General features: G+C 61.8%; 27 protein-coding genes. 20 read left to right on the top strand and 7 right to left on the bottom strand.

Annotated features, from left to right (window positions below; genetic code table 11):
* Positions 1–290: 290 nt before the first annotated feature.
* Together CSQ95_RS21660 and CSQ95_RS21655 are read right to left on the bottom strand one after the other, a co-directional pair.
* Positions 291–908, bottom strand: coding sequence for a gamma-glutamylcyclotransferase (locus CSQ95_RS21660; protein WP_099410989.1), 618 nt, complete (start codon positions 906–908; stop codon positions 291–293).
* Positions 909–937: 29 nt separating this feature from the next.
* Positions 938–1,873 carry a LysR family transcriptional regulator gene (locus tag CSQ95_RS21655; RefSeq protein WP_099410988.1) on the bottom strand — a complete coding sequence of 312 codons (936 nt, stop codon included), beginning with the start codon at positions 1,871–1,873 and terminating at the stop codon, positions 938–940.
* 126 nt (positions 1,874–1,999) lie between these two features.
* Here CSQ95_RS21655 and CSQ95_RS21650 point away from each other — a divergent pair, with 126 nt between their 5' ends.
* From CSQ95_RS21650 to CSQ95_RS21575, 15 genes are all read left to right on the top strand, one after another.
* A complete protein-coding gene (locus CSQ95_RS21650; protein WP_070311278.1) occupies positions 2,000–2,533 on the top strand; it encodes a VOC family protein in 534 nt (177 codons plus the stop codon).
* A gap of 52 nt (positions 2,534–2,585) precedes the next feature.
* Positions 2,586–3,608 carry a fumarylacetoacetate hydrolase family protein gene (locus CSQ95_RS21645; protein ID WP_099410987.1) on the top strand — a complete coding sequence of 341 codons (1,023 nt, stop codon included), beginning with the start codon at positions 2,586–2,588 and terminating at the stop codon, positions 3,606–3,608.
* Between the two features lie 14 nt (positions 3,609–3,622).
* Positions 3,623–4,273 carry a maleylacetoacetate isomerase gene (gene maiA / locus CSQ95_RS21640; protein WP_099410986.1) on the top strand — a complete coding sequence of 217 codons (651 nt, stop codon included), beginning with the start codon at positions 3,623–3,625 and terminating at the stop codon, positions 4,271–4,273.
* A 136-nt stretch (positions 4,274–4,409) separates the two neighbouring features.
* Positions 4,410–5,189, top strand: coding sequence for a uracil-DNA glycosylase (locus tag CSQ95_RS21635; protein WP_099410985.1), 780 nt, complete (start codon positions 4,410–4,412; stop codon positions 5,187–5,189).
* Between the two features lie 38 nt (positions 5,190–5,227).
* Positions 5,228–5,779 (top strand): NADAR family protein, encoded by a 552-nt coding sequence (locus CSQ95_RS21630; protein WP_099410984.1) that lies wholly within the window; start codon positions 5,228–5,230, stop codon positions 5,777–5,779.
* 189 nt (positions 5,780–5,968) lie between these two features.
* A complete protein-coding gene (iscR, locus tag CSQ95_RS21625; RefSeq protein WP_034779566.1) occupies positions 5,969–6,445 on the top strand; it encodes a Fe-S cluster assembly transcriptional regulator IscR in 477 nt (158 codons plus the stop codon).
* 40 nt (positions 6,446–6,485) lie between these two features.
* Positions 6,486–7,742, top strand: a complete 1,257-nt coding sequence (locus CSQ95_RS21620; RefSeq protein ID WP_070224138.1) for an IscS subfamily cysteine desulfurase — start codon at positions 6,486–6,488, stop codon at positions 7,740–7,742.
* Positions 7,743–7,796: 54 nt separating this feature from the next.
* Positions 7,797–8,186 carry a Fe-S cluster assembly scaffold IscU gene (iscU, locus tag CSQ95_RS21615; protein WP_034779562.1) on the top strand — a complete coding sequence of 130 codons (390 nt, stop codon included), beginning with the start codon at positions 7,797–7,799 and terminating at the stop codon, positions 8,184–8,186.
* Between the two features lie 51 nt (positions 8,187–8,237).
* Complete coding sequence (gene iscA, locus CSQ95_RS21610; protein ID WP_034750079.1) at positions 8,238–8,558, top strand: iron-sulfur cluster assembly protein IscA; 321 nt, start codon at positions 8,238–8,240, stop codon at positions 8,556–8,558.
* Between the two features lie 66 nt (positions 8,559–8,624).
* Positions 8,625–9,140, top strand: coding sequence for a Fe-S protein assembly co-chaperone HscB (gene hscB / locus CSQ95_RS21605; protein ID WP_099410983.1), 516 nt, complete (start codon positions 8,625–8,627; stop codon positions 9,138–9,140).
* A gap of 108 nt (positions 9,141–9,248) precedes the next feature.
* A complete protein-coding gene (gene hscA, locus CSQ95_RS21600; RefSeq protein WP_099410982.1) occupies positions 9,249–11,129 on the top strand; it encodes a Fe-S protein assembly chaperone HscA in 1,881 nt (626 codons plus the stop codon).
* A gap of 67 nt (positions 11,130–11,196) precedes the next feature.
* Positions 11,197–11,538 carry an ISC system 2Fe-2S type ferredoxin gene (fdx, locus tag CSQ95_RS21595; RefSeq protein ID WP_070311300.1) on the top strand — a complete coding sequence of 114 codons (342 nt, stop codon included), beginning with the start codon at positions 11,197–11,199 and terminating at the stop codon, positions 11,536–11,538.
* 1 nt (position 11,539) lies between these two features.
* Complete coding sequence (gene iscX, locus CSQ95_RS21590; protein ID WP_099410981.1) at positions 11,540–11,734, top strand: Fe-S cluster assembly protein IscX; 195 nt, start codon at positions 11,540–11,542, stop codon at positions 11,732–11,734.
* The gene (locus CSQ95_RS21585; RefSeq protein ID WP_070311301.1) at positions 11,721–12,638 is read left to right on the top strand and encodes an SAM-dependent methyltransferase; all 918 of its coding nucleotides are present in this window, start codon (positions 11,721–11,723) and stop codon (positions 12,636–12,638) included. Before iscX ends, CSQ95_RS21585 begins: the two co-directional genes overlap by 14 nt.
* Before the next feature lie 200 nt (positions 12,639–12,838).
* The gene (locus CSQ95_RS21575) at positions 12,839–13,597 is read left to right on the top strand and encodes an rRNA pseudouridine synthase (RefSeq protein WP_099410979.1); all 759 of its coding nucleotides are present in this window, start codon (positions 12,839–12,841) and stop codon (positions 13,595–13,597) included.
* On the opposite strand, the gene CSQ95_RS21570 is transcribed toward CSQ95_RS21575, so the two are convergent.
* From CSQ95_RS21570 to CSQ95_RS21550, 5 genes are all read right to left on the bottom strand, one after another.
* Positions 13,594–14,022, bottom strand: coding sequence for a group III truncated hemoglobin (locus tag CSQ95_RS21570; RefSeq protein ID WP_099410978.1), 429 nt, complete (start codon positions 14,020–14,022; stop codon positions 13,594–13,596). The two genes, CSQ95_RS21575 and CSQ95_RS21570, sit on opposite strands and share 4 nt — an antisense overlap.
* Positions 14,023–14,084: 62 nt before the next feature.
* Positions 14,085–14,621, bottom strand: a complete 537-nt coding sequence (locus CSQ95_RS21565) for an RDD family protein (protein WP_099410977.1) — start codon at positions 14,619–14,621, stop codon at positions 14,085–14,087.
* A complete protein-coding gene (locus CSQ95_RS21560) occupies positions 14,611–15,378 on the bottom strand; it encodes a DUF3106 domain-containing protein (protein WP_099410976.1) in 768 nt (255 codons plus the stop codon). Before CSQ95_RS21560 ends, CSQ95_RS21565 begins: the two co-directional genes overlap by 11 nt.
* Entirely contained in the window at positions 15,379–15,783 is a 405-nt protein-coding gene (locus CSQ95_RS21555; RefSeq protein ID WP_099410975.1) for a DUF3619 family protein, read from the bottom strand.
* Positions 15,780–16,349, bottom strand: coding sequence for an RNA polymerase sigma factor (locus CSQ95_RS21550; RefSeq protein ID WP_034779551.1), 570 nt, complete (start codon positions 16,347–16,349; stop codon positions 15,780–15,782). Before CSQ95_RS21550 ends, CSQ95_RS21555 begins: the two co-directional genes overlap by 4 nt.
* A gap of 496 nt (positions 16,350–16,845) precedes the next feature.
* Between CSQ95_RS21550 and CSQ95_RS21545 the strand changes: the two genes are divergently transcribed.
* The 5 genes from CSQ95_RS21545 (at position 16,846) to CSQ95_RS21525 (ending at position 22,150) form a co-directional block, all read left to right on the top strand.
* The gene (locus CSQ95_RS21545) at positions 16,846–18,576 is read left to right on the top strand and encodes an acetolactate synthase 3 catalytic subunit (protein ID WP_077407110.1); all 1,731 of its coding nucleotides are present in this window, start codon (positions 16,846–16,848) and stop codon (positions 18,574–18,576) included.
* Between the two features lies 1 nt (position 18,577).
* Entirely contained in the window at positions 18,578–19,069 is a 492-nt protein-coding gene (gene ilvN, locus CSQ95_RS21540; RefSeq protein ID WP_010399754.1) for an acetolactate synthase small subunit, read from the top strand.
* A 74-nt stretch (positions 19,070–19,143) separates the two neighbouring features.
* The gene (ilvC, locus tag CSQ95_RS21535; RefSeq protein WP_034750044.1) at positions 19,144–20,160 is read left to right on the top strand and encodes a ketol-acid reductoisomerase; all 1,017 of its coding nucleotides are present in this window, start codon (positions 19,144–19,146) and stop codon (positions 20,158–20,160) included.
* A gap of 149 nt (positions 20,161–20,309) precedes the next feature.
* Positions 20,310–20,720 carry a hypothetical protein gene (locus CSQ95_RS21530; RefSeq protein WP_099410974.1) on the top strand — a complete coding sequence of 137 codons (411 nt, stop codon included), beginning with the start codon at positions 20,310–20,312 and terminating at the stop codon, positions 20,718–20,720.
* Positions 20,721–20,911: 191 nt separating this feature from the next.
* Positions 20,912–22,150: an MFS transporter gene (locus CSQ95_RS21525; protein ID WP_099410973.1), complete on the top strand. Its 1,239-nt coding sequence runs from the start codon at positions 20,912–20,914 to the stop codon at positions 22,148–22,150.
* Positions 22,151–22,333 lie beyond the last annotated feature (183 nt).

Below are 22,333 nucleotides of genomic sequence, written 5' to 3'. Positions count from 1 at the left end.
AATGGCACCCGTCCCGGGAAGTATGGAATGCGGCTGCCTGCCATGCTGTTGCAGCATAGACCTGTCGGACATGGTCGTCTCGCTCCGATGAAGTCGCTTCTATCGTGCAGGGCAGTGATTGTGATGGATGGACGGCCCCGTTGCCTGTTGACGCGCACCGTTGCTCCATTCATGCATCAGGAATCGCGCGTTCCGATTATGGGCGCTAATAAAACGGGGGATAGTCGCCAATTGTCACAATAAAAAGATAATCATCGCTTGCATCTTGCAAGCTGGCAGCCCGCCGTCACTCACTGCGCTGCAGGCGGGGCATCCTTCAATTGCGCCAGATGTTGCTCAATGGCAAAGACATGCTGATCGCTCTTGCCCAGTTCGCGCAGGGCGCTGGCCAGGTGCAGCAGGTACTCGCTGTTCGGACCGCTGGGGCCGTTTGATCGGGCGATCTGGCGCGCGATATCGAGTTCCGTGGCGGCGCCGAGGAAGGCGGCGTTTTCCTCGTTGGCGATGTACACCAGGCCTTCGACCTTGCTGCCATCGTCGAAGGTGATGTCGGCGGCCAGGCGCAGGTAGCCGTTTTTTTCGCGGTGGTCGAGGTGGGCGAAGACTTCGGGCGTGATCAGATACGCCATGCCGTCGCACACGGCGCCCGCCTGCGGCACGATGGTGGCGACCCGGCCCGGCGCCATCGGCGTGCCCCGGTGGTCGTGCGAACCTTGCCAGAAGCGCCGCGTCCAGCCTGCGATGCTGGCGGGGCGACGTTCGATATAGGGGAAGTCCGCCTTGTAGATCAGCGAGCCATAGCCGAACAGCCACACCTGTGCATGGCCGTCGAATTTGTTCATGCGCTGGTTGATGGCGATGGTGGCGGCGTCGGTGGGCGACAGGGCGTGCTGGTCAGGCTGGGTCATGGCGTTGGCGGTGAGGGGGCGATGATGGATTATAAAACGGTGCCGGCCGGGCCGTCCGCTCCCACGTTCCACTCGTGCGTCTCGACAAAGCGGAACAGGAAGGCCATGAAGCTTTCGGCGGCCGGCGACAGCGAACGCCCCGTCTTCGTGTAGACGAAAAAGCGCCGCGTCAGTTCCGGCTCGTGCAGGGTGCGCATGTGCAATTTGTAGAGTTTGACCATCGGTTCCGCGTACGGCAGGCAGACCGTGATGCCCAGATTGGCGCTGACCATGGCCAGCGCCGTCGTCATGAAGGTCACTTCGTTATAGGGATTGAGCGACAGTTCGCGGAACGCGCCGTGCATGTCGCGCAGCAGGCGTTCCGTAAATTGCCCCTGCAGCGAGATGAACGGATAGTCGCCCACGTCGGCCCAGGTGACGCGCTCTTTCTGCTGCAGCGGATGCTGCTCGGGGAAGACCAGCACGAAGGGCATCTCGAACAGCACTTGCGCGGCGATTTCCGCCGTCGGATCGCGCTCGGGGCCGATGCCGAAATCGACTTCGCCGCTGAAGACGCGCGCCGACACGTTTTCCACGGGGCAGTCGACGAGGCGCAGCTGCACGTCCGGGTGCGCCTGGCGGTAGGCGGCGATCACTTCCGGCAGCAGGGTGCACGCCATCATCTGCGGCGCGGCGATGCGTACCATGCCCGTCTTCAGCGCCTTGCGCTGGGCGATGCCGGCCATGGCGCCGTCGAGGTCCTCGATCATCTTTTCAAACAGCGGATACAGTTCGCGGCCGATTTCCGACAGCTGCGTCTTGCGCGTGCTGCGCTCGACCACGCGCACGCCCAGCACGCTTTCCAGTTCCTTGATCAAGCCGCTCAAGGCGGACTGCGTCACGTGCAGGTATTCGGCGGCCAGGGTAAAACTGCCGGTCTTGGCCAGCGCCACGAAGGCGCGCATCTGTCGCAGGCTGGGACTCATAAGATAATCCGATAAATCAATGGTTAAAAATTGTTTGTATGATAGCTGTAACTCGATTCTAATGGTGAAAAGCTGAAAAACAGGCCAGCCATCGCGCCCCGGGCGCCATCCATTGGAGACAAGCACATGAAGATCAAGCAAATCCACCACGTCGCCTACCGCTGCATCGACGCGAAGAAAACCGTCGAGTGGTACGTCAAGCATTTGAACATGAATTTCGTCCTCGCCATCGCCGAGGACCTGGTGCCGTCGACCAAGGCACCGGACCCGTACATGCACGTCTTCCTCGACGCGGGCCAGGGCAATGTGCTGGCCTTCTTTGAACTGCCGACGCAGCCGCCGATGGACCGCGACCGCAATACCCCGGCCTGGGTGCAGCACCTGGCACTGGAAGTGGGCAGCATGGAAGAACTGCTGGCCGCCAAGGAGCGCCTGGTGGCCGCCGGCATCGAGGTGCTGGGCCCCGTCAATCACGCCATCTTCCAGTCGATCTATTTCTTCGACCCGAACGGCCACCGCCTGGAACTGGCGGCCAACGTGGGCACGCCCGAGATGATGGCCAAACTGGACGCCGTCAAATGGGAAATGCTGGAAGAATGGTCGCAGACGCGCCGCGCGCCGAAGCACGCCGCCTGGATGCACGCGCCGGCCGACGCCTGAGCGCCGCCCACGGCATCCATCTGAACACTACGCCTAACAAGGAACACACTCCATGAAACTCGCAACCCTGAAAAACGGCAGCCGCGACGGCGCCCTGATCCTAGTCAGCCGCGACCTGCGCCAGTACCAGCGCGTGGCCGCCATCGCTCCCACCCTGCAGGCGGCGCTCGACAACTGGGACGCAGTGGCGCCCAAGCTCGAAACCGCCTACGCGGCCCTGAACGCGGGCCAGGCGCCGGACGCGCAGCCGTTTGACGCCAATCTGTGCCACTCGCCGCTGCCGCGCGCCTACCAGTGGGCCGACGGTTCCGCCTACATCAACCACGTGGAACTGGTGCGCAAGGCGCGCAATGCGGAAGTGCCGGCCTCGTTCTACACGGACCCGCTGATGTACCAGGGCGGCTCCGACAGCTTCATCGGCCCGCGCGACCCCATTTTCGCGCTGTCGGAAGAGTGGGGCATCGACCTGGAAGCGGAAGTGGCGGTGATTACGGGCGACGTGGCCATGGGCGCCGGCGTGGCCGACGCGGCGCAAGCGATCCGCCTGGTGATGCTGGTCAACGATGTCTCCTTGCGCAACCTGATCCCGGGCGAACTGGCCAAGGGCTTCGGTTTCTTCCAGTCGAAGGCGGCCAGCGCGTTTTCGCCCGTCGCCGTCACGCCCGACGAACTGGGTGCCGACTGGGCGGACAGCAAATTGCACCTGCCGCTGCTGGTGGACTTGAACGACAAACCGTTCGGTAAACCGAATGCGGGCGAAGACATGACCTTCAATTTTGCGCAGCTCGTCGCCCATGCGGCGAAGACGCGCGAACTGGGTGCCGGCAGCATCGTCGGGTCGGGCACCGTGTCGAACAAGCAGGGCAACCTGTTCGGTTCCAGCATCGAAAACGGCGGCGTGGGTTACTGCTGCCTGGCCGAAGTGCGCATGTATGAAACCATCGAACACGGCGCGCCGAAGACGGCCTACCTGAAGTTCGGCGACACGGTGCGCATCGAGATGCGCGACGCGGCGGGCGCCAGCATCTTCGGCAGCATCGAGCAGACGGTCGCGCTGTACGCCGGCCGCGCCTGAGGGGAGGGCGTCCCATGAAGCTGTACACCTATTTTCGCAGTTCGGCCGCCTACCGCGTGCGCATTGCCCTCAATTTAAAGGGCATCGCCTACGACAGCATCCCCGTGCACCTGCTGCAGGATGGCGGCCAGCAACTGCTGCCGGCCTACCGTGCCGTCAACCCGTCGGCCCTGGTGCCGGCGCTCGACGACGAGGGCGCCATCCTGACGCAGTCGCTGGCTATGCTCGAATACCTGGACGAGACGCGGCCAGCCGTGCCGCTGCTGCCGGTGGACGCGCTGGGACGGGCCCGTGTACGCGCGCTGGCGCTGGCGATCGCCTGCGACGCCCATCCGCTGACGAATCTGCGCGTGCTGAAATACCTGAAAAACACCCTGGGGCTGTCGGACGAGGCCAAGCAGGAGTGGTACCGCCACTGGATGGCCGAGGGACTGGCGGCCGTGGAAGCGCTGCTGGCGCAGGGCGACCCGACCGGAGCTGGCCTGTTCTGCCATGGCGACAGTCCCACGATGGCCGACTGCTGCCTGGTGCCGCAAGTGTTCAATGCGCAGCGTTTCGCCATCGACCTGGCGCCGTACCCGCGCGTGGCGCGCATCCATGCGCATTGCGCCGGCTTGCCGGCCTTTGCCGCCGCGCATCCGTCGCAGCAGGCCGACGCCGAATAGCTTTTATAAGGCGCGAGCCAGAACACCCCGCCAGGCAACAGGCGGGGTTTTTTTATGCGTGCTTGATTTGGGCAGTCAATACCGGCTTGCCGGTGCGCTACAATTTGCGTTTGCCCAAATATTTTACTGACGCGCCATGACCGCTACCATCATTCCTGCCAGCATCGCCGATGCCCTGTCCCTGGCGCATGCTTCCTGGCGTCCCATCCTGCTGCGCGGCTTGCACGCCGTGATGGCGGCCGATCCCGCCTACCTGCCGGCGCTGGCCGCCGACGATTACCTGCCCACGCAGGGCCGGCTGTTCGCCGCCTTTGCCCTGCCGCTGGCGCAGGTGCGCTACGTGCTGGTGGGCGAGGGACCGTATCCGCGTGCCGACAGCGCCACGGGCGTGTGCTTCATGGATGGCGCCGTGGGCAGCCTGTGGTCGGCGACGGGCCTGTCGAAACCCGTCAACCGCGCCACGTCCCTGCGCAACTTCATGAAGATGTTGCTGGTGGCCGATGGCCAGCTGCAGGCTGGCGACACGTCCGGCGTCGCCATGGCGCCCGTGGCCGTCGCCGCGCAGCAAGCCGGCAGCGGCGTGATCCAGACCTTGCCCGCCTTGCAGCGCAAGATGACGGAGCAGGGTTTCCTGCTGCTCAATGCGGCGCTGGTATTCCGTGCCCACGTGCCGCCCGTGCAGGATGCGCGCGGCTGGCTGCCTTTCCTGCAAGTGGTGCTGGAAGCGCTGGCGCAGCAGGGCGGGGCGGCCTTGCCGCAACTGGTCTTGTGGGGCAAGATTGCCGAGCTCATCAAACGCCTGCCGGTGGCGGCATCGTTGCCGCAGGTGACGGCGGAACATCCGTATAATCTGTCCTTTATCGGCAACGGCGACATGCAGGCCCTGTTTGGCCCGATGGAACTGTTGCGTGCTTGAGCTTGAATCATCGCCTGTCTGGCGGAAGTGCGGGGAATATGCAAATCAGTAACGTGGAAGAATTGAAGGCGTGGATCGCGGCGGGCGGCGAGCCCGACTATCTGTATTTCTGGGGCCACACGCCGGCGCAGCCGCAGGTGCCCGACAAAAGCTGCTTCAGCCAGTGGTTTCCGTCGCCGTTCAGCCTCGCTGGCGTGACGTATGCCACGGCCGAGCACTACATGATGGCGCAAAAGGCGGCCCTGTTCGGCGACACGGCCGTGCAGGCGCGCATCGTGGCGGCCGCCCGGCCGTCGGAAGTGAAGAAGCTGGGGCGCGAAGTGGCCAATTTTGACGCCAGGGCGTGGGAGGCGGCGCGCGCGGGCATCGTCTTCGATGGCAACTTCGCCAAGTTCTCGCAAAAAGCCGCGCTGCGCAAATTCTTGCTGGGCACGGGCGAGCGCGTCATCGTCGAAGCCAGTCCCGTCGACCGCATCTGGGGCGTGGGCCTGGCGTCGGACAATCCGCGCATCCTGGACCCCGCCACCTGGGACGGCTTGAACCTGCTGGGGTTTGAGTTAATGAAAGTACGTAGCGCTCTGCGTGCCTGAGCAGTATTGTTGTTTTCCTGATGCCGCCGCGCCTGGCGCGGCCGGCCATGCCCCTTCCAGCCCTGTGGTCATCGAGGGGCGCTCTGACAAACCCCGCCGAATTTGTTATACTTGACTAAATCATTCAACTACTCGGGGTTTGAGGAGTTGAAAAACCGCAATATTTTAAACCAGTTGACCAGAGGATGTATGCGTCTGACTACAAAAGGCCGTTTTGCCGTGACAGCGATGATCGATCTTGCCCTGCGCCAGGGCAAGGGACCGGTCACCTTGTCCGGCATCAGCCAGCGCCAGTCGATTTCCCTGTCCTACCTGGAGCAGCTGTTCGGCAAGCTGCGCCGGCATGAGATCGTCGAATCGATCCGCGGTCCGGGCGGCGGCTACAGCCTGGCGCGCCGTGCCGACAAGGTGACGGTGGCCGACATCATCATCGCCGTCGACGAGCCGCTCGATGCCACGCAGTGCGGCGGCAAGGAGCATTGCCACGGCGCCGACGCGGCCACGGGCGCGCGCTGCATGACGCATGAATTGTGGTCCACGCTCAACGAAAAAATGGTCGATTATCTGGATTCTGTGTCCTTGCAGGACCTGGTCGACCAGCAGAGACAAAAGATTGCCGAACAAAGCGTGATGGTGATGCACCGTAACCACGCCGCCCTCGGTTGAACATAACAAAATACCAAGTTGCTGATTGCAGGAGTTATTGATGAACGCCCCAGAAAAAAACGTAGGCCAAGTGCACTTTGAAACCGCACCGCATTTCCCGATCTATATGGATTACTCGGCCACCACGCCGATCGATCCACGCGTCGCCGACAAGATGATTCCCTACCTGCGCGAGCAGTTCGGCAATCCGGCATCGCGCAGCCACATGTATGGCTGGACGGCGGAAAAAGCCGTGGAAGAGGCACGCGGCCACGTGGCGGCCCTGGTGAACGCCGATCCGCGCGAAATCATCTGGACGTCCGGCGCGACGGAAAGCAACAACCTGGCCATCAAGGGCGCGGCACAGTTCTACAAGACCAAGGGCAAGCACATCATCACCGTCAAGACCGAGCACAAATCGGTGCTCGACACGGTGCGCGAACTGGAACGCATCGGCTTCGAAGCGACCTACCTGGAACCGCAGGACAACGGCCTGATCACCGTCGAGCAGCTGGCCGCGGCCGTGCGCCCGGACACCATCCTCGTGTCGGTGATGCTGGTGAACAATGAAATCGGCGTGATCCAGCCAATCGACGAGATCGGCGCGTTCTGCCGCTCGAAAGGCATCATCTTCCATTGCGACGCCGCGCAAGCGACGGGCAAGGTCGTCATCGACCTGCAAAAGACCAAGGTCGACCTGATGACCTTCACGGCGCACAAAACCTACGGCCCGAAAGGCGTGGGCGCCCTGTACGTCTGCCGCAAGCCGCGCGTACGCCTGGAAGCGCAGATGCACGGCGGCGGCCATGAGCGCGGCCTGCGCTCGGGCACCTTGCCGACGCACCAGATCGTCGGCATGGGCGAAAGCTTCCGCATCGCCAAGGAAGAGATGGACAGCGAAATCGGCCGCATCAAGGCCTTGCGCGACCGTCTGGCCAAGGGCCTGCAAGAGATCGAAGAAGTCTACATCAACGGCGACATGGATCACCGCGTGCCGCACAACCTGAACGTCAGCTTCAACTACGTCGAAGGCGAGTCGCTGATCATGGCGATCAAGGATATCGCCGTGTCGTCCGGTTCGGCCTGCACCTCGGCCAGCCTGGAGCCATCGTACGTGCTGCGCGCCCTGGGCCGCAGCGACGAACTGGCGCACAGCTCGATCCGCTTCACCATCGGCCGTTTCTCGACCGAGGAAGACATCGACTTCGCCGTGAACCTGCTGAAATCGAAAGTACACAAATTGCGTGAGCTGTCGCCGCTGTGGGACATGTTCAAAGAGGGTATCGATATTAATTCGATCCAATGGGCGGCACACTAACCAACACGAAGGTCCCGCTCACGGGGCCGGCAAGAATATTAAAGGAGCATCAAAATGGCTTACTCGGACAAAGTACTCGATCACTACGAAAACCCGCGCAACGTGGGCGCTTTCGACAAGGGTGATGAAACCATCGGCACCGGCATGGTAGGCGCGCCCGCCTGCGGCGATGTGATGAAACTGCAGATCAAGGTCGGCGCCGATGGCCTGATCGAAGACGCGAAATTCAAGACCTATGGCTGCGGTTCGGCCATCGCGTCGAGCTCGCTGGTAACGGAATGGGTCAAAGGTAAAACCCTGGACCAGGCGCTGGCCATCAAGAACACGCAGATCGCCGAAGAACTGGCCCTGCCGCCAGTGAAGATCCACTGCTCCATCCTGGCGGAAGACGCCATCAAGGCGGCGGTATTGGATTATCAAACGCGTCACCCGGCAGCAGCTTAATCGTTGGTAGCCCGCCCCAGCCGCAAGGCCGGGGCAGTTACGGAGAAATACATGATCACACTGACCGAAAAAGCGGCGAAACACATCAACCGTTATATCGAACGGCGCGGCAAGGGCATGGGCCTGCGCTTCGGCGTGCGCACCACGGGCTGCTCGGGCCTGGCCTACAAGCTTGAATATGTCGATGAGGCGGCGGCCGAAGACAGCGTCTTCGAATCGCACGGCGTGAAAGTCTTCGTCGACCCGAAAAGCCTGCCTTACATCGACGGCACGGAACTCGATTTCGCGCGCGAAGGCTTGAACGAAGGCTTCAAGTTTCACAATCCGAACGAAAAAGACGCCTGCGGCTGCGGCGAGTCCTTCAGGATTTAAACAGCTGGCAAGACCCCGGTCGGTGCGCTGTACCCATCGATTGCGGTACAGCGACCACTGACAATTATGCAAAACCACTTCGAATTATTCCAGTTGCCGGCGCAGTTCGGGCTCGACATGAGCGCGCTCGACTCTGCCTACCGCGACGTGCAGGGCAAGGTCCACCCGGACCGTTTCATCAACGCCAGCAGCGCTGAAAAGCGCGTGGCGATGCAATGGGCCACGCGCGCCAATGAAGCCTATCAAACCCTGAAAAGCCCGCAAAAGCGCGCGCAATACCTGTGCGAACTCAATGGCGTCGATCTGCAGACGGAATCGAACACGGCCATGCCCGTCAGCTTCCTGATGCAGCAGATGGAATGGCGCGAAGAGCTGGGCGATGCGCGTGCCGGCAAGGATGCCGACGCGCTCGACGCCCTGGACCGCCAGCTGCGCGGCGAACGCAAGGCGCTGCTGACCCAGGTGGCGGCCCAGCTCGACGCGGGCGACTATGCGAATGCGGCGCAAAGCGTGCGCGCCCTGATGTTCCTCGACAAATTCGGCGAGGAAGTCCGTTTTGCCTATGAGGCCATCGAGGCTTGACCCGGCGATCGCTTGACCGGCGTGCCAAGCGCCAGTCCGGCCCCCGTCTTATAATGCGCACCAGGCATCAGCTGCATCACGCAAAAAATTAATCGAGGCACGAATACAATGGCACTTCTGCAAATTTCCGAACCAGGCATGTCGACCGCGCCGCACCAGCACCGCCTGGCTGTCGGCATTGACCTTGGCACCACCAATTCCCTGGTCGCGACCGTGCGCAACAGCATTCCCGAGGTGCTTAACGACGAAGAAGGGCACTCCCTGCTGCCGTCCGTCGTGCGCTACCTGCCGAACGGCCACGCCAACATCGGCTACAAGGCCCTGTCCGCGCAAACCACCGACCCGAAGAACACCATCGTCTCCGTCAAGCGCTTCATGGGCCGCGGCCTGGCCGACATCGCCTACGCGGAAAACCTGCCCTACGACTTCCAGGATACGCCTGGCATGGTGCAGCTGAAAACCGTGGCCGGCGTGAAAAGTCCCGTCGAAGTGTCGGCGCAGATCCTCGCCACCCTGCGCCAGCGCGCGGAAGACTCCCTCGGTGACGACCTGGTGGGCGCCGTGATTACTGTACCAGCGTATTTCGACGATGCCCAGCGCCAGGCGACGAAAGATGCGGCCCAGTTGGCCGGCATCAATGTCTTGCGCCTGCTGAGCGAGCCGACGGCCGCCGCCATCGCCTACGGCCTCGATAACGCCTCCGAAGGCGTGTACGCCGTGTATGACCTGGGCGGCGGCACTTTCGATATCTCCATCCTGAAACTGAGCAAGGGTGTCTTCGAAGTGCTGTCCACGGGCGGCGATTCGGCCCTGGGCGGCGACGATTTCGACCGCCGCCTGTTCTGCTGGATCAGCGAGCAGGCCAAGCTGGCGCCGTTGTCGGACGAAGACACGGCCATCCTGATGGTCAAGGCGCGCGAAATCAAGGAATTGCTGTCGACCAAGCCGGAAACGATGATCGATGCGGCCCTGAACTCGGGCGAAGAGATCCACCTGCGCATCACGGCCGCGGACTTTGCCGCCATGACGCAGCACCTGGTGGCCAAGACCATGAATGCCATCAAGAAAGCCTTGCGCGACGCGAACGTGGATGCGGACGACGTCGACGGCGTGGTGATGGTGGGCGGCGCCACGCGCATGCCGCACGTGCAGCGCGCCGTGAGCGAATTCTTCCACACGACGCCGCACGCGAATATCGACCCGGACAAGGTCGTGGCGCTGGGCGCGGCCATCCAGGCGAACTTGCTGGCCGGCAACCGCGCCGCCGGCGACGACTGGCTGTTGCTGGACGTGATCCCGCTGTCCCTCGGTATCGAAACCATGGGCGGTCTGGTGGAAAAGATCATCCCGCGCAACTCGACCATACCATGCGCGCGCGCGCAGGAATTCACGACATTTAAAGATGGCCAGACGGCGCTGGCCGTGCACGTGCTGCAGGGCGAGCGCGAACTGGTCAGCGATTGCCGTTCCTTGGCGCGTTTTGAATTGCGCGGCATTCCGCCGATGGTGGCCGGCGCCGCGCGCATCCGCATCACCTACCAGGTCGATGCGGACGGCTTGCTGTCCGTCTCGGCGCGCGAACTGCGCTCGGGCGTGGAAGCGTCGATCAGCGTCAAGCCGGCCTACGGCCTGGGCGACGACGACATCGCCCGCATGCTGCAGGATTCGTACACCTCCGCCGACACCGACATGGTGGCGCGCGCGCTGCGCGAAGAGCAGGTGGAAGCGGAACGCATCCTGCTGGCCACGCAGTCGGCGCTGGACGAGGACGGCGGCTTGCTGGACGGCACCGAGCGCGCCGCCGTGGATGGCTTGATGACCAAGGTGCGCGACGCCATTGCGCAATCGCAAAGCGGCGCCATCGACCACCAGGCCTTGAAGCTGGCGATCGAAGCACTGGCCGACGGCACCGAGGATTTCGCCTCGCGCCGCATGGACCGCAGCGTGCGCACGGCATTGACCGGCAAAACGCTGGACCAGGTCGTATAAAACCAATTGAACAGCGCGCCGCCGATATTGCGGCCGCGCTCCGAATGACAGACTGAAAGAAGAAACCATGCCACAAATCGTTATCCTGCCGCACGCCAAGCTTTGCCCGGACGGCGCCGTCATCGAAGCACCTAGCGGCAAGTCCATCTGCGACATCCTGTTGGAAAACGACATCGACATCGAGCACGCCTGCGAAAAATCGTGCGCCTGCACCACTTGCCACGTGCTGGTGCGCGAAGGCATCGAATCCTTGAACGAAGCGACGGAACTGGAAGAAGACATGCTGGACAAGGCCTGGGGCCTGGAAGCCGTGTCGCGCCTGTCGTGCCAGTCCATCGTGGCCGAGGCCGACCTCGTCGTCGAAATCCCGAAATACACGATCAACCAGGTCAGCGAAGGCAGTCACTAACATGAAATGGTCCGACATACACGCGATCGCCGAGGCTTTGTTCGATGCGCATCCGGACATCGACCCGCTGACCGTGCGTTTCACCGACCTGCACAACTGGGTGGTGGAACTGGACGGCTTCGACGATGACCACGCGCGCGGCGGCGAAAAAGTGCTCGAAGCGATACAGATGGCGTGGATCGATGAAGCGCGCTAAGGGCGCGGCACCCGCCGCCACCGCAGCCGCCGCGCCGAAAGACGTCATCACGGCCGCCAGCAACATGCCCGAGATCAAGGATGGCCAGTCGGTCGCCTTGCTGCAGGAATTGCACATCCTGACGCGCGACGGCAAGATGAACCAGGACAGCCGCCGCAAACTCAAGCAGGTGTACCACCTGACGCAGTTCATCGAGCCGCTGCTGCGCGAAGTGCAGTTGGACCACCCCGGCGTGTCCTTGGTCGACCACGGCGCCGGCAAGTCGTATCTGGGTTTCATCCTGTACGATCTGTTCTTCAAGAACGGCAACGACGGTTCGCACATCTACGGCATCGAGACGCGCGAAGAGCTGGTGCAGCGCTCGCAAGAGCTGGCGAAGAAATTCAAGTTTCCCGGCATGTCGTTTTTGCCCCTGTCCGTGGCCGAATCGACGGAATCGAACTTGCTGCCGCAGCAGATCGACATCGTCACGGCCTTGCATGCGTGCAACACGGCGACGGACGACGCCATCCACTTCGCCCTGAAGAAAAAGGCGAAGTTCATGGTGCTGGTGCCATGCTGCCAGGCGGAAGTCGCTTCCGTCCTGAAGAAGAACAAGGGCAAGAGTCTGGGCAAGAACGTCTTGACGGAATTGTGGCGCCACCCGCTGCACACGCGCGAGTTCGGCAGCCAGATCACCAACGTGCTGCGCTGTTTGCAGCTGGAAGCGCATGGCTACCAGGTCAGCGTGACGGAACTGGTGGGCTGGGAGCATTCGATGAAGAATGAACTGATCATCGCCAGCTACAAAAACCTGCCGCGCCAGCGCCCGACCGAGCGCCTGCAGGAAGTGCTGCAGACCCTGGGCCTGGAAGAGATGGGCCACCGCTTCTTTGCCGAGGAATTGGCCAAGGCGCAGGCCTGATTGTTGGCTTACGCGGCTAGCCGCTAAGCCAACCTACAAGACCGCACATGGTCAGGTAGGTCGGGTAGGTCGGATTAGCGTAGCGTAATCCGACAATCAGCAGCGTAATCCGACAATCACCAGCGCAATCAGCAAAAAGGGGGAGGAGCGGGTCGGTTACAATACCGGCTTTCTCCTCCTCTTGCTTTTTGCGCATCCCCATGACCACACCTATTGAAATGCCCACCGTCCGCCTGGCCAAGCGCCTGTCCGAAGACGTGCCCTGTTCGCGCCGCGAGGCCGAGCTGTATATCGAGGGCGGCTGGGTGACGGTCGACGGCGTGCTGGTGGAAGAGTCGGGCGCGCGCGTGGCGGACAACCAGACCGTGGTGCTGTTGCCGAACGCCACCCTGGAAGAAATGCCGCCCGTGACGATCCTGCTGCATAAGCCGGCCGGCATCAATGGCGGCGTCGGCGCGGAAGGCAAGCCTGCCCTGAGCTGTTTGCGTCCCGAAGAAATTTTCACGCCGGAGAACGTGGCGCCCAGCTCCGTCACGCGCTTCCTCAAGCGCCATCTGATCGGCCTGACGGTGACCAATCCGCTCGACACCATGGCGTCCGGCCTGCTGGTGTTCACGCAGGATTTCCGCGTCGCCCGCAAGCTGGTCGATGAAGCGAAAACGGTGGAGCAGGAATTCATCGTGGAAGTGTCGGGCACTATCGCTGAAAACGGCCTGGCGCTGCTCAATCACGGCTTGCCCTTCAATGGCAAGCCTTTGCCGCCGATCAAGGTCAGCTGGCAGAACGAGACGCGCCTGCGCTTCGCCCTGAAAAACGTGCAGCCGGGCCAGATCGCCCACATGTGCAAGATGGTGGGACTGGACGTCGTCGCCATGAAGCGCTTGCGCATCGGCCGCATCCCGATGGGCGCCATGCCGTCAGGTCAGTGGCGCTATCTGCAGGGTTACGAGAGGTTCTAAAGCTGCGGTGCCACGATGGCGTGGTTTTCCGCAAAGCTTTTCCATAGCCGTTCGGCAATATTCAAGGCGATGGTATCGGCCTTTTCCTGCAGGGCCGGGTTGCCCATGCTCTCGGTCGTGGCGAAGAACAGGGTCAGCCAGCGGCGGAACATGCACGGCGTCAGGTTTTCCATATTCGCGTGCTGGGCCAGCGGCTTGCCGTGGTAGCGCATGGTGCCGCGCAGCAAGCCTGACCAGAAATCGACCAATGTTGCCAAGTGGGCATCCCAATCCTTGACCTCGGCGGCAAAGATGGGGCCCAGCATGGCGTCGTCGCGCGCGGCCGCATAAAATGTGTGGACGAGATGCTTGACGTCGTCTTCGCTGCAGACTTCCTCGCGGTAGGGAGCGAAGCGTGTGTGGGGGAGGGGGGCGGTATTCTTCATGGCATGCCATGATCGCAGAGCCCCCGTTGCGCTTCAATGACCCAGGTCAAGCCGCATAAAACTCAGGCGGCGACTTTTTTCGGCTTCTTGGCCGGGGCCGGCAATTGCACGATCTGCGTGCCCGCCAGCTTGTCGTGCAGGAATTGCCCGTTGCCCGTGAACAGGGCCGTGGCCGACCAGGCCAGGATGCCCACGCCGATGGCGCCCAGCGCTGTCCAGTGCTGCAGGTCGAAGGCATACGCCGCCACGAGCGCTGGCAGCAGCCACATCCATGACAGGATGTAGCGGTACGCGGCCACGCGCAGCGGCACGTGGGCGTGGCCCGGCAGCACGACTTTCAGGCGCCACGTCTTCATGGCCAGGGTTTGCCCTTCGCGGCTCCATTGGTGGATGAAATACGCGCCCATGACGAGGAAGGCCAGGCATTGGCGCATGTGTTCCGTCAACGGCGTATGCGCGCCCTGCACGGCCAGTTCAAACAGCAGGAAGGGCAGAAACAGCACGGCCAGGGCCAGCAGCGACTCGTACACCATGGAAATCAGGCGGCGCTTGATCGTGGGATGGGAAGTGATGCTGGCGGCGGGCGTGCTATTTGACATTGGTCGGCAGTGGGGCAGGCGTAACAGGTGGCGTGACAGGCACGGCGGCGGGGGCCGCGGCAGGATCCGTCAGCGGCACGGCCGCCGCTGGCGCAGCGGCTGGCGGCAGGACGGGCGCGGCGGCAGGCGCTGCCGGCGTGGCGGGCGGCACGATCACGGGCGGCTTGCTCGTGGTCGAATTGATCGCTGGCACCTTGCCCAGCGGTTTTTTCGGCACGAGTTCCGTCGCCAGCTTTTTCTTTTGATCTTCCGGCAATTGCTGGTATTGCTCCCATTGCGCGGTTTTTTGACCCGGATCAATCTTCTTCGTGCGCGTGTAGTTTTCGCGCACGAGGCGGCGCTGTTCCGGCGTCAGCTTGATCCATTCGCGCATGCGTTCATGCACGCGGATTTGCTCGTCCGCCGTCATCGAGGCAAAACGGCTGGCGATATCGAGCCATTTTTGCTTGCGCAGCGGTTCCAGCTTGTTCCATTCGCCTGCCAGCGGCTGCAGGGCTTCCTGCTGCGCGCGCGACAGTTTGTTCCACGATGGATTCTCGCTGGCCTTGGGCGGCGTGCCGCCCTTGCCGGCTGTGCGGGGCGAACCGGGCTTGACGGCTGAGGCCGGCGCCGGCGCCACCACGGGCGCTGCCGCCACGGGAGGCGCGGCGGGCGCGGGATGTTGTTGCGCGCCTACCCAGGCGGCGCCAGCCAGGGCGCAGGCGCCCAGGCCGATGCCGCCGGCCAGCCAGCCTTTGCGTACGCTCGTGCCTGCCATTTATTGCTCGCGTTTCGTCAGGTAGGCGTTGAAGCCATGGTCCATGTACGCAGACAGCGGCAATTCGTCCGACAGGACGGCGGCGTCGATTTCTGCCAGTTCGGCAATATGTTGTTCCTGCTCAAACTGATAGATGCCCACCAAGCCGCCGACCAGCAGCAGCAGGGGGATGATGACGCTCATGCGGCCCAGCCACGACAGCGGTTCGACAAACAGGCTGCTGGCGATGCCGGCGAACACGTCCTTGCGCACGGCAACGGCGGCGGGCGCGTCCGCTTTCTTGCGCGACAGAGCCTGCTTGCGTGCCGCTGCCAGGCGATCGGTGGCCGATGCGGGCAGGTCGTCGAGTTTTTCGTTCAGTGCATGGCGCACTTTGTAAGCGAAATTGAGATCGTCGGTGTTCATAATTTAATTCCCTTGGCTTTCAGCGATTCGGCGAGCGTGTGGGTAGCTCTAGAGCAATGTGTTTTCACGCTACCTTCGGAGCAACCCATCGCTTCCGCTGTTTCAGCCACATCCATGTCCTGCCAATAACGCATGAGGAAGGCTTCGCGTTGACGTGAGGGCAGTTTTTGTACCTCTGCATCAATCAAATCAAGGATTTGCGCGCGTTCGACCTGGTCGGCCGACGATTCGGCGGCGCTGGAGCCCTGTTCCGATTCATAGGTGTCAAGTATATCAAAATCTTCATGTTCGTCGCCCGAGGGCTTCATGCCGGAAAACAGGCTGACCCAAGTGTTGCGAACTTTTTCACGGCGGAAATAATCAAGGATGGTGTTCTGCAAGATGCGCTGGAACAGCATCGGCAGCTCGGCGGCCGGCTTGTCGCCGTATTTCTCGGCCAGCTTGATCATGGCGTCCTGCACGATGTCGAGGGCCGATTCTTCCTTGCGGACCGCGTAGGCGGCCTGCTTGAAAGCGCGCCGCTCGACATTTTCTAGAAAGTCGGATAATTCTTTGTCTGTTGCCATGCGGTATGGGGATCTTAGCGGCTGCGGGGTGCGGTGGGCGAAATGGGGGCGGGTATGCTTTTTGCAACCCCGTGCATGCTAGCAAAAAATGTGCGTTTCCGCAGGGTTTTTGCACGTTGTGCGAGCAAAAATGCAGCGAGGCCGACATTTTCCTTGACCATAATGGTGCAACGCGATAACGTATGGGACGCTTTGAACACCCCAAAGCCCTATGGTCAGGTCGCGACCGGCACACAAGGCCAGCAGCGGCAAGACGCGCTTTCATTTGTAGGCAGTTTGTTCTAACCCGCGCCACAAGCGCGAGCGGTTCGTACAGGCGCCACAGAAACTCCGGCCAAACGAGTTGCGTTAAGCGTTGTTTTGTAAGGTATCTATGGGTGCCCAAAGAAATTGCGTGACCGCATGAAAAGGGAAGCAGGAGCACTGTTGCGTTAGGCGTACCTCGTCAGGAAAGAACATCCGATCAATCTCCAATGGACCTTGAAAGGAATGTTTCATGAATACCGAAGCAGCAGCAGGACCAATTACGGGCGCAGAAATTGTCGTGCGCTGTCTGGCTGAAGAGGGCGTCGAGCACGTCTTTGGATATCCGGGCGGAGCCGTACTCTACATCTACGACGCCATCTTCCAGCAAAACAAATTCCAGCATATCCTGGTACGCCACGAGCAGGCCGCGATCCACGCCGCCGATGCCTATTCGCGCAGCTCGAACAAAGTCGGTGTCGCCATCGTCACGTCCGGTCCGGGCGTCACGAATGCCGTCACGGGCCTGTCGACCGCGTACATGGACTCGATTCCCATGGTGGTGATCTCCGGCCAGGTGCCGAGCCACGCCATCGGCCAGGATGCGTTCCAGGAATGCGACACGGTGGGCATCACGCGCCCCGTGGTCAAGCATAACTTCCTCGTCAAGGACGTCAAGGACCTGGCAGCGACGATCAAGAAAGCCTTCTTCATCGCCCGTACCGGCCGTCCGGGACCCGTGCTGGTCGATATCCCCAAGGATATCAGCATGCACAAATGCCATTTCGATTATCCGAAGGAAGTGGAGATGCGTTCCTACCGTCCCGTCGACAAGGGCCACTCGGGCCAGATCCGCAAGGCCGTGCAGCTGTTGCTGCAAGCCGAACGCCCGATGATCTACACGGGCGGCGGCGTCATCCTGGCAAATGCCTCGGCCGAGCTGAACAAGCTGGTCGACCGCCTGGGTTTCCCGTGCACCAACACCTTGATGGGCCTGGGCGGCTACCGCGCCTCGAGCGAGCAGTATGTCGGCATGCCCGGCATGCACGGCACCTACGAAGCGAACATGGCGATGCAGAACTGCGACGTCCTGATCGCCATCGGCGCCCGTTTCGACGACCGCGTGATCGGCAACCCGAAACATTTCGCCTCGCATCCGCGCAAGATCATCCACGTGGACATCGATCCATCGTCGATTTCCAAGCGCGTCAAGGTCGATATCCCCATCGTCGGCAACGTCAAGGACGTGCTGATCGAGTTCCTCGCGCAACTCGACGCGGCCGAAGCCAAGCCGAACGTCAATGCCTTGAGCAACTGGTGGAAGCAGATCGCCGAATGGCGTGGCCGCGAATGCCTGAAATACCCGACCTCCGACCTGGTCATCAAGCCGCAAGCGGTGGTGGAAAAAGTGTTCCAGATCACCAAAGGCGACGCCTTCATCACGTCCGACGTGGGCCAGCACCAGATGTGGGCCGCGCAATACTATGGCTTCGACAAGCCGCGCCGCTGGATCAATTCCGGCGGCCTGGGCACCATGGGTGTCGGCTTGCCGTACGCCATGGGCGTGCAGATGGCCAATCCGGACGCCACCGTTGCTTGTATTACCGGCGAAGGTTCGATCCAGATGTGCATCCAGGAACTCGCCACGTGCAAGCAGTACCACCTGACGCCGAAGATCATCATGCTCAACAACCGTTTCCTCGGCATGGTGCGCCAGTGGCAGGAAATCGATTACGGTTCGCGCTATTCCGAGTCGTACATGGATTCGCTGCCCGACTTCGAAAGGCTGGCGGAAGCATACGGCCACGTGGGCATGAAAATTGAAAAACCGGGCGACGTCGATGGCGCGCTGAAAGAGGCGTTTGGCATGAAAGACAGGCTGGTATTCATGAACTTCATTACCGACCAGTCCGAAAACGTGTGGCCCATGGTGAAAGCCGGCAAAGGCCTGTCCGAAATGATGCTCGGTTCGGAGGATCTCTAATATGCGCCATATTATTTCTGTCTTGCTGGAAAACGAAGCGGGCGCCCTGTCGCGTGTGGTGGGCCTGTTCTCGGCACGCGGCTACAACATCGAAACACTGACCGTGGCGCCGACGGAAGACTCGACCCTGTCGCGCATGACCATCGTCACCAGCGGTTCGGACGACATCATCGAGCAGATCACCAAGCACCTGAACCGTCTGATTGAAGTGGTGAAGGTGGTGGACCTGACCGAAGGCCAGCATATCGAACGCGAGCTGATGCTGATCAAGGTTCGTGCCGTGGGCAAGGAGCGCGAGGAAATGAAGCGCACCGCCGATATCTTCCGTGGCCGCATCATCGATGTCACCGAAAAGACGTACACGATCGAACTGACCGGCAACAAGGTCAAGCTCGACGCGTTCATCGATTCGATCGACCGCGCCGCCATCCTGGAAACCGTCCGTACGGGTGGTTCCGGCATCGGCCGCGGCGAACGCATCCTCAAAGTATAAAAATATAAGCAGCACTACGCGGTCCTGGGGCCGCATTTAAAACAACAACGCATCATCAAATTATAGGAAATACCATGAAAGTTTTTTACGACAAAGACGCTGACCTCTCCTTGATCAAAGGCAAAAACGTTGCCATCATCGGCTACGGTTCGCAAGGCCATGCACACGCGCAAAACCTGAACGATTCGGGCGTCAACGTCACCGTCGGCCTGCGCAAGGGCGGCGCTTCGTGGACCAAGGTCGAGCAAGCGGGTCTGAAAGTAGCGGAAGTCAACGACGCCGTGAAAGCAGCCGACGTCATCATGATCTTGCTGCCGGATGAAAACATCGCCCAGGTCTACAACGAAAACATCGCGCCGTTCGCCAAGCAAGGCGCCGTGCTGGCCTTCGCCCACGGCTTCAACGTGCATTACGGCCAAGTCGTGCCACGCGCCGACCTGGACGTGATCATGGTCGCGCCGAAAGCCCCGGGCCACACCGTGCGCGCCACCTACACCCAGGGTGGCGGCGTGCCCCACCTGATCGCCGTGTACCAGGACAAATCGGGCATCGCCCGCGATATCGCCCTGTCGTATGCCTCGGCCAACGGCGGCGGCCGTGCCGGCATCATCGAAACGAACTTCCGTGAAGAAACCGAAACGGATCTGTTCGGCGAACAAGCCGTGCTGTGCGGCGGCGCCGTGGAACTGATCAAGGCCGGCTTCGAAACCTTGACGGAAGCCGGTTACGCGCCTGAAATGGCGTACTTCGAGTGCTTGCACGAACTGAAGCTGATCGTTGACCTGATCTATGAAGGCGGCATCGCCAACATGAATTACTCGATCTCGAACAACGCGGAATACGGCGAATATGTGACCGGTCCTAAGGTCGTGACCTCGGCCACCAAGGATGCGATGCGTCAATGCCTGAAAGATATTCAAACGGGCGAATACGCGAAGAGCTTCATCCTGGAAAACAAGGCAGGCGCACCGACCCTGATCTCGCGCCGCCGCCTGACGTCCGAGCACCAGATCGAAGAAGTGGGCGCGAAACTGCGCGCCATGATGCCTTGGATCGCCAAGAACAAGATGGTTGACCAGTCGAAGAACTAAGCAGCAATCGTTCCTCACACGAAGCCGGCGCAAGCCGGCTTTTTTTTGCGCGGGCGTTTGGCCGCCAACATCCGTTACAATCAGGCCCATTCAACCATAGCGTCAGCACCATGCTCGTTTTTTCTAAAGTTTTTGTCGGGAATCTTCATGTGGTCAAGCGCCCCGTCTCGGTCGCCATCAGCTGCTGGTTTCTGGTCCTCAGCTCGCTGTCAGCGCTGGCCTCGGCTTACCTTGGCCGCAACGATCCCTCCATGCTGGCCGGCATGGGGCACGGCGTGATTCCCGCCGAGGTGCAATACGCGATGATGCTCTTCAGCTTGGGCCTTACCCTGGTGACAGCGCTGGCCATGCTGCAAAGGCAGCGTGGCGCGCGCACCGTGTATCTGATATGGGGCGTGATCGACATTGCGTTCTGTCTGGCGACCTTGCCGCTGAAGATGAACGTCTTGCCTGGCGCGCTCATGTTCGCCGTCATCTGCGCCTTCCTGTACAGTCCGAAATCGAATGCCTGGTTTTCGCCGCGCAAGGCGGCCAATGATGCCTGCATGACGCCAGCCTGAGCACGGCTGGTTCAAGCACGGCTGTCTTGGCGCGCACGCTTTTCGCCCGCCTCCTATATAATTCCGCCCTTCCTTTGCAGTTTTACATGGACTGCATCTGTTTCGGTATCTGCCGACCGCAACGCGCATCACCGCTTTTGTAGCACGCCAGGCGCTAATTGATCAGCCGTCTGGCAACCTGAAGGACCCCTATGACCGACCGCACTACCGCCACAGTACCCATGCCGGGCACTGCTGAATCTTCCGTTGCCGAACGGCTTCCCGTCCTCGCCTTGCTGGCCCTGGCCATGACGGCGTTTCTCGCCCTCCTGTCGGAAACCTTGCCGGCCGGCTTGCTGCCGCAGATTGCCCGCGACCTGAATATTTCCGAAGTCATGACGGGCCAGCTGGTCACCGTCTACGCCATCGGTTCCATATTGACGGCGATTCCCCTGACGGCGCTCACCAGCACCTGGCGCCGGCGCAATGTCCTGTTGCTGGCCATCATCGGCTTCTTGATCTTCAATACGGCGACGGCCCTGGCGCCCAACTATATCGTCGCCCTGATCGCGCGCTTCGTCACGGGCATGGCCGCCGGCCTGGCCTGGGGCTTGATGGCCGGCTACGCGCGCCGCATGGTGTCCGTCGAGCAGCAGGGCAGGGCGATGGCCATCGCCATGATCGGCACGCCGCTGGCCCTGTCGCTGGGCGTGCCGCTGGGCACTTTGATGGGCGGCGTGCTGGGCTGGCGCAGCATCTTCGGCATCATGTCCGGCCTGGCCGTGGTGCTGGTCGCGTGGGTGCTGCTGATCGTGCCCGATTATCCGGGGCAAAAGAACGGCGAGCGTCTGTCGATCCGCCAGGTGTTCATGACGCCGGGCGTGCGGCCGATTCTGGCGGTGATCGTCGCCTGGATGCTGGCGCATAACATTCTCTATACCTATATCGCGCCGTTCCTGGCGCCGTCCGGCTTGCGCCCCCGCGTCGACCTGGTGCTGCTCGTGTATGGCGTGGGCTCCTTGGCCGGCATCTGGCTGGTCAGCCAGCTGATCGACCGCTGGCTGCGCCCGCTCGTGCTGGGCTGCATCGCCGCCTTTGCCCTCGTGATGGTGGCGCTGGGGCTGGCGATGGACTCGCCCGCCGTGATCTATGTCAGCATGGCTATCTGGGGCATCACCTTTGGCGGCGCCGGCACCTTGCTGCAGACGGCGTCGGCGGACGCGGCCGGCGACGGCATGGATGTGGCGCAAGCGATGGTGGCGACCATCTGGAACGTGGCCATCGCGGGCGGCGGCCTGGCGGGCGGCATGCTGCTCGACGGCTATGGCGCGGCATCGTTCCCGTGGGCCATGCTGGCCTTGCTGCTGGTGGCCTTGACCATCGCCTGGTGCGCGCACCGCCACAGTTTCAAGCCGGGCCGGCGCAGCGGCGGCGCGGTGCTGGGTCACTAACACATTGTTATTTTGAATAACAGTGTGTTGAAATGTGAGCAGATGTGACTGGCAAGCACATTTTGTGACGATTTGTTAATTTGCGCCACGGGAATGAATGAGGCGTTAGAATCTACACAGTTTGACAAGTTTCTCAGGCGAAAGGGATGGCATAAGCGTCCCTTTCGCGGGCTGTCAGCCACA

Source organism: Janthinobacterium sp. BJB304 (assembly GCF_002735765.1).
GTDB lineage: Bacteria > Pseudomonadota > Gammaproteobacteria > Burkholderiales > Burkholderiaceae_D > Janthinobacterium.
This window is presented reverse-complemented; position numbering and strand designations above follow the sequence as displayed.

What these genes read in the sequence shown, in the direction of transcription:
- CSQ95_RS21660 (WP_099410989.1), bottom strand. Translation starts at nt 908, where the DNA reads ATGACCCAGCCTGACCAGCACGCCCTGTCGCCCACCGACGCCGCCACC.
- CSQ95_RS21630 (WP_099410984.1), top strand. Translation starts at nt 5,228, where the DNA reads ATGCAAATCAGTAACGTGGAAGAATTGAAGGCGTGGATCGCGGCGGGC.
- ilvC (WP_034750044.1), top strand. Translation starts at nt 19,144, where the DNA reads ATGAAAGTTTTTTACGACAAAGACGCTGACCTCTCCTTGATCAAAGGC.
- ilvN (WP_010399754.1), top strand. Translation starts at nt 18,578, where the DNA reads ATGCGCCATATTATTTCTGTCTTGCTGGAAAACGAAGCGGGCGCCCTG.
- CSQ95_RS21655 (WP_099410988.1), bottom strand. Translation starts at nt 1,873, where the DNA reads ATGAGTCCCAGCCTGCGACAGATGCGCGCCTTCGTGGCGCTGGCCAAG.
- CSQ95_RS21570 (WP_099410978.1), bottom strand. Translation starts at nt 14,022, where the DNA reads ATGAAGAATACCGCCCCCCTCCCCCACACACGCTTCGCTCCCTACCGC.
- CSQ95_RS21525 (WP_099410973.1), top strand. Translation starts at nt 20,912, where the DNA reads ATGACCGACCGCACTACCGCCACAGTACCCATGCCGGGCACTGCTGAA.
- CSQ95_RS21635 (WP_099410985.1), top strand. Translation starts at nt 4,410, where the DNA reads ATGACCGCTACCATCATTCCTGCCAGCATCGCCGATGCCCTGTCCCTG.
- iscX (WP_099410981.1), top strand. Translation starts at nt 11,540, where the DNA reads ATGAAATGGTCCGACATACACGCGATCGCCGAGGCTTTGTTCGATGCG.
- CSQ95_RS21620 (WP_070224138.1), top strand. Translation starts at nt 6,486, where the DNA reads ATGAACGCCCCAGAAAAAAACGTAGGCCAAGTGCACTTTGAAACCGCA.
- CSQ95_RS21560 (WP_099410976.1), bottom strand. Translation starts at nt 15,378, where the DNA reads ATGGCAGGCACGAGCGTACGCAAAGGCTGGCTGGCCGGCGGCATCGGC.
- hscB (WP_099410983.1), top strand. Translation starts at nt 8,625, where the DNA reads ATGCAAAACCACTTCGAATTATTCCAGTTGCCGGCGCAGTTCGGGCTC.
- CSQ95_RS21550 (WP_034779551.1), bottom strand. Translation starts at nt 16,349, where the DNA reads ATGGCAACAGACAAAGAATTATCCGACTTTCTAGAAAATGTCGAGCGG.
- CSQ95_RS21545 (WP_077407110.1), top strand. Translation starts at nt 16,846, where the DNA reads ATGAATACCGAAGCAGCAGCAGGACCAATTACGGGCGCAGAAATTGTC.
- CSQ95_RS21645 (WP_099410987.1), top strand. Translation starts at nt 2,586, where the DNA reads ATGAAACTCGCAACCCTGAAAAACGGCAGCCGCGACGGCGCCCTGATC.
- iscR (WP_034779566.1), top strand. Translation starts at nt 5,969, where the DNA reads ATGCGTCTGACTACAAAAGGCCGTTTTGCCGTGACAGCGATGATCGAT.
- iscU (WP_034779562.1), top strand. Translation starts at nt 7,797, where the DNA reads ATGGCTTACTCGGACAAAGTACTCGATCACTACGAAAACCCGCGCAAC.
- maiA (WP_099410986.1), top strand. Translation starts at nt 3,623, where the DNA reads ATGAAGCTGTACACCTATTTTCGCAGTTCGGCCGCCTACCGCGTGCGC.
- hscA (WP_099410982.1), top strand. Translation starts at nt 9,249, where the DNA reads ATGGCACTTCTGCAAATTTCCGAACCAGGCATGTCGACCGCGCCGCAC.
- iscA (WP_034750079.1), top strand. Translation starts at nt 8,238, where the DNA reads ATGATCACACTGACCGAAAAAGCGGCGAAACACATCAACCGTTATATC.
- CSQ95_RS21650 (WP_070311278.1), top strand. Translation starts at nt 2,000, where the DNA reads ATGAAGATCAAGCAAATCCACCACGTCGCCTACCGCTGCATCGACGCG.
- CSQ95_RS21565 (WP_099410977.1), bottom strand. Translation starts at nt 14,621, where the DNA reads ATGTCAAATAGCACGCCCGCCGCCAGCATCACTTCCCATCCCACGATC.
- CSQ95_RS21555 (WP_099410975.1), bottom strand. Translation starts at nt 15,783, where the DNA reads ATGAACACCGACGATCTCAATTTCGCTTACAAAGTGCGCCATGCACTG.
- CSQ95_RS21575 (WP_099410979.1), top strand. Translation starts at nt 12,839, where the DNA reads ATGACCACACCTATTGAAATGCCCACCGTCCGCCTGGCCAAGCGCCTG.
- CSQ95_RS21585 (WP_070311301.1), top strand. Translation starts at nt 11,721, where the DNA reads ATGAAGCGCGCTAAGGGCGCGGCACCCGCCGCCACCGCAGCCGCCGCG.
- fdx (WP_070311300.1), top strand. Translation starts at nt 11,197, where the DNA reads ATGCCACAAATCGTTATCCTGCCGCACGCCAAGCTTTGCCCGGACGGC.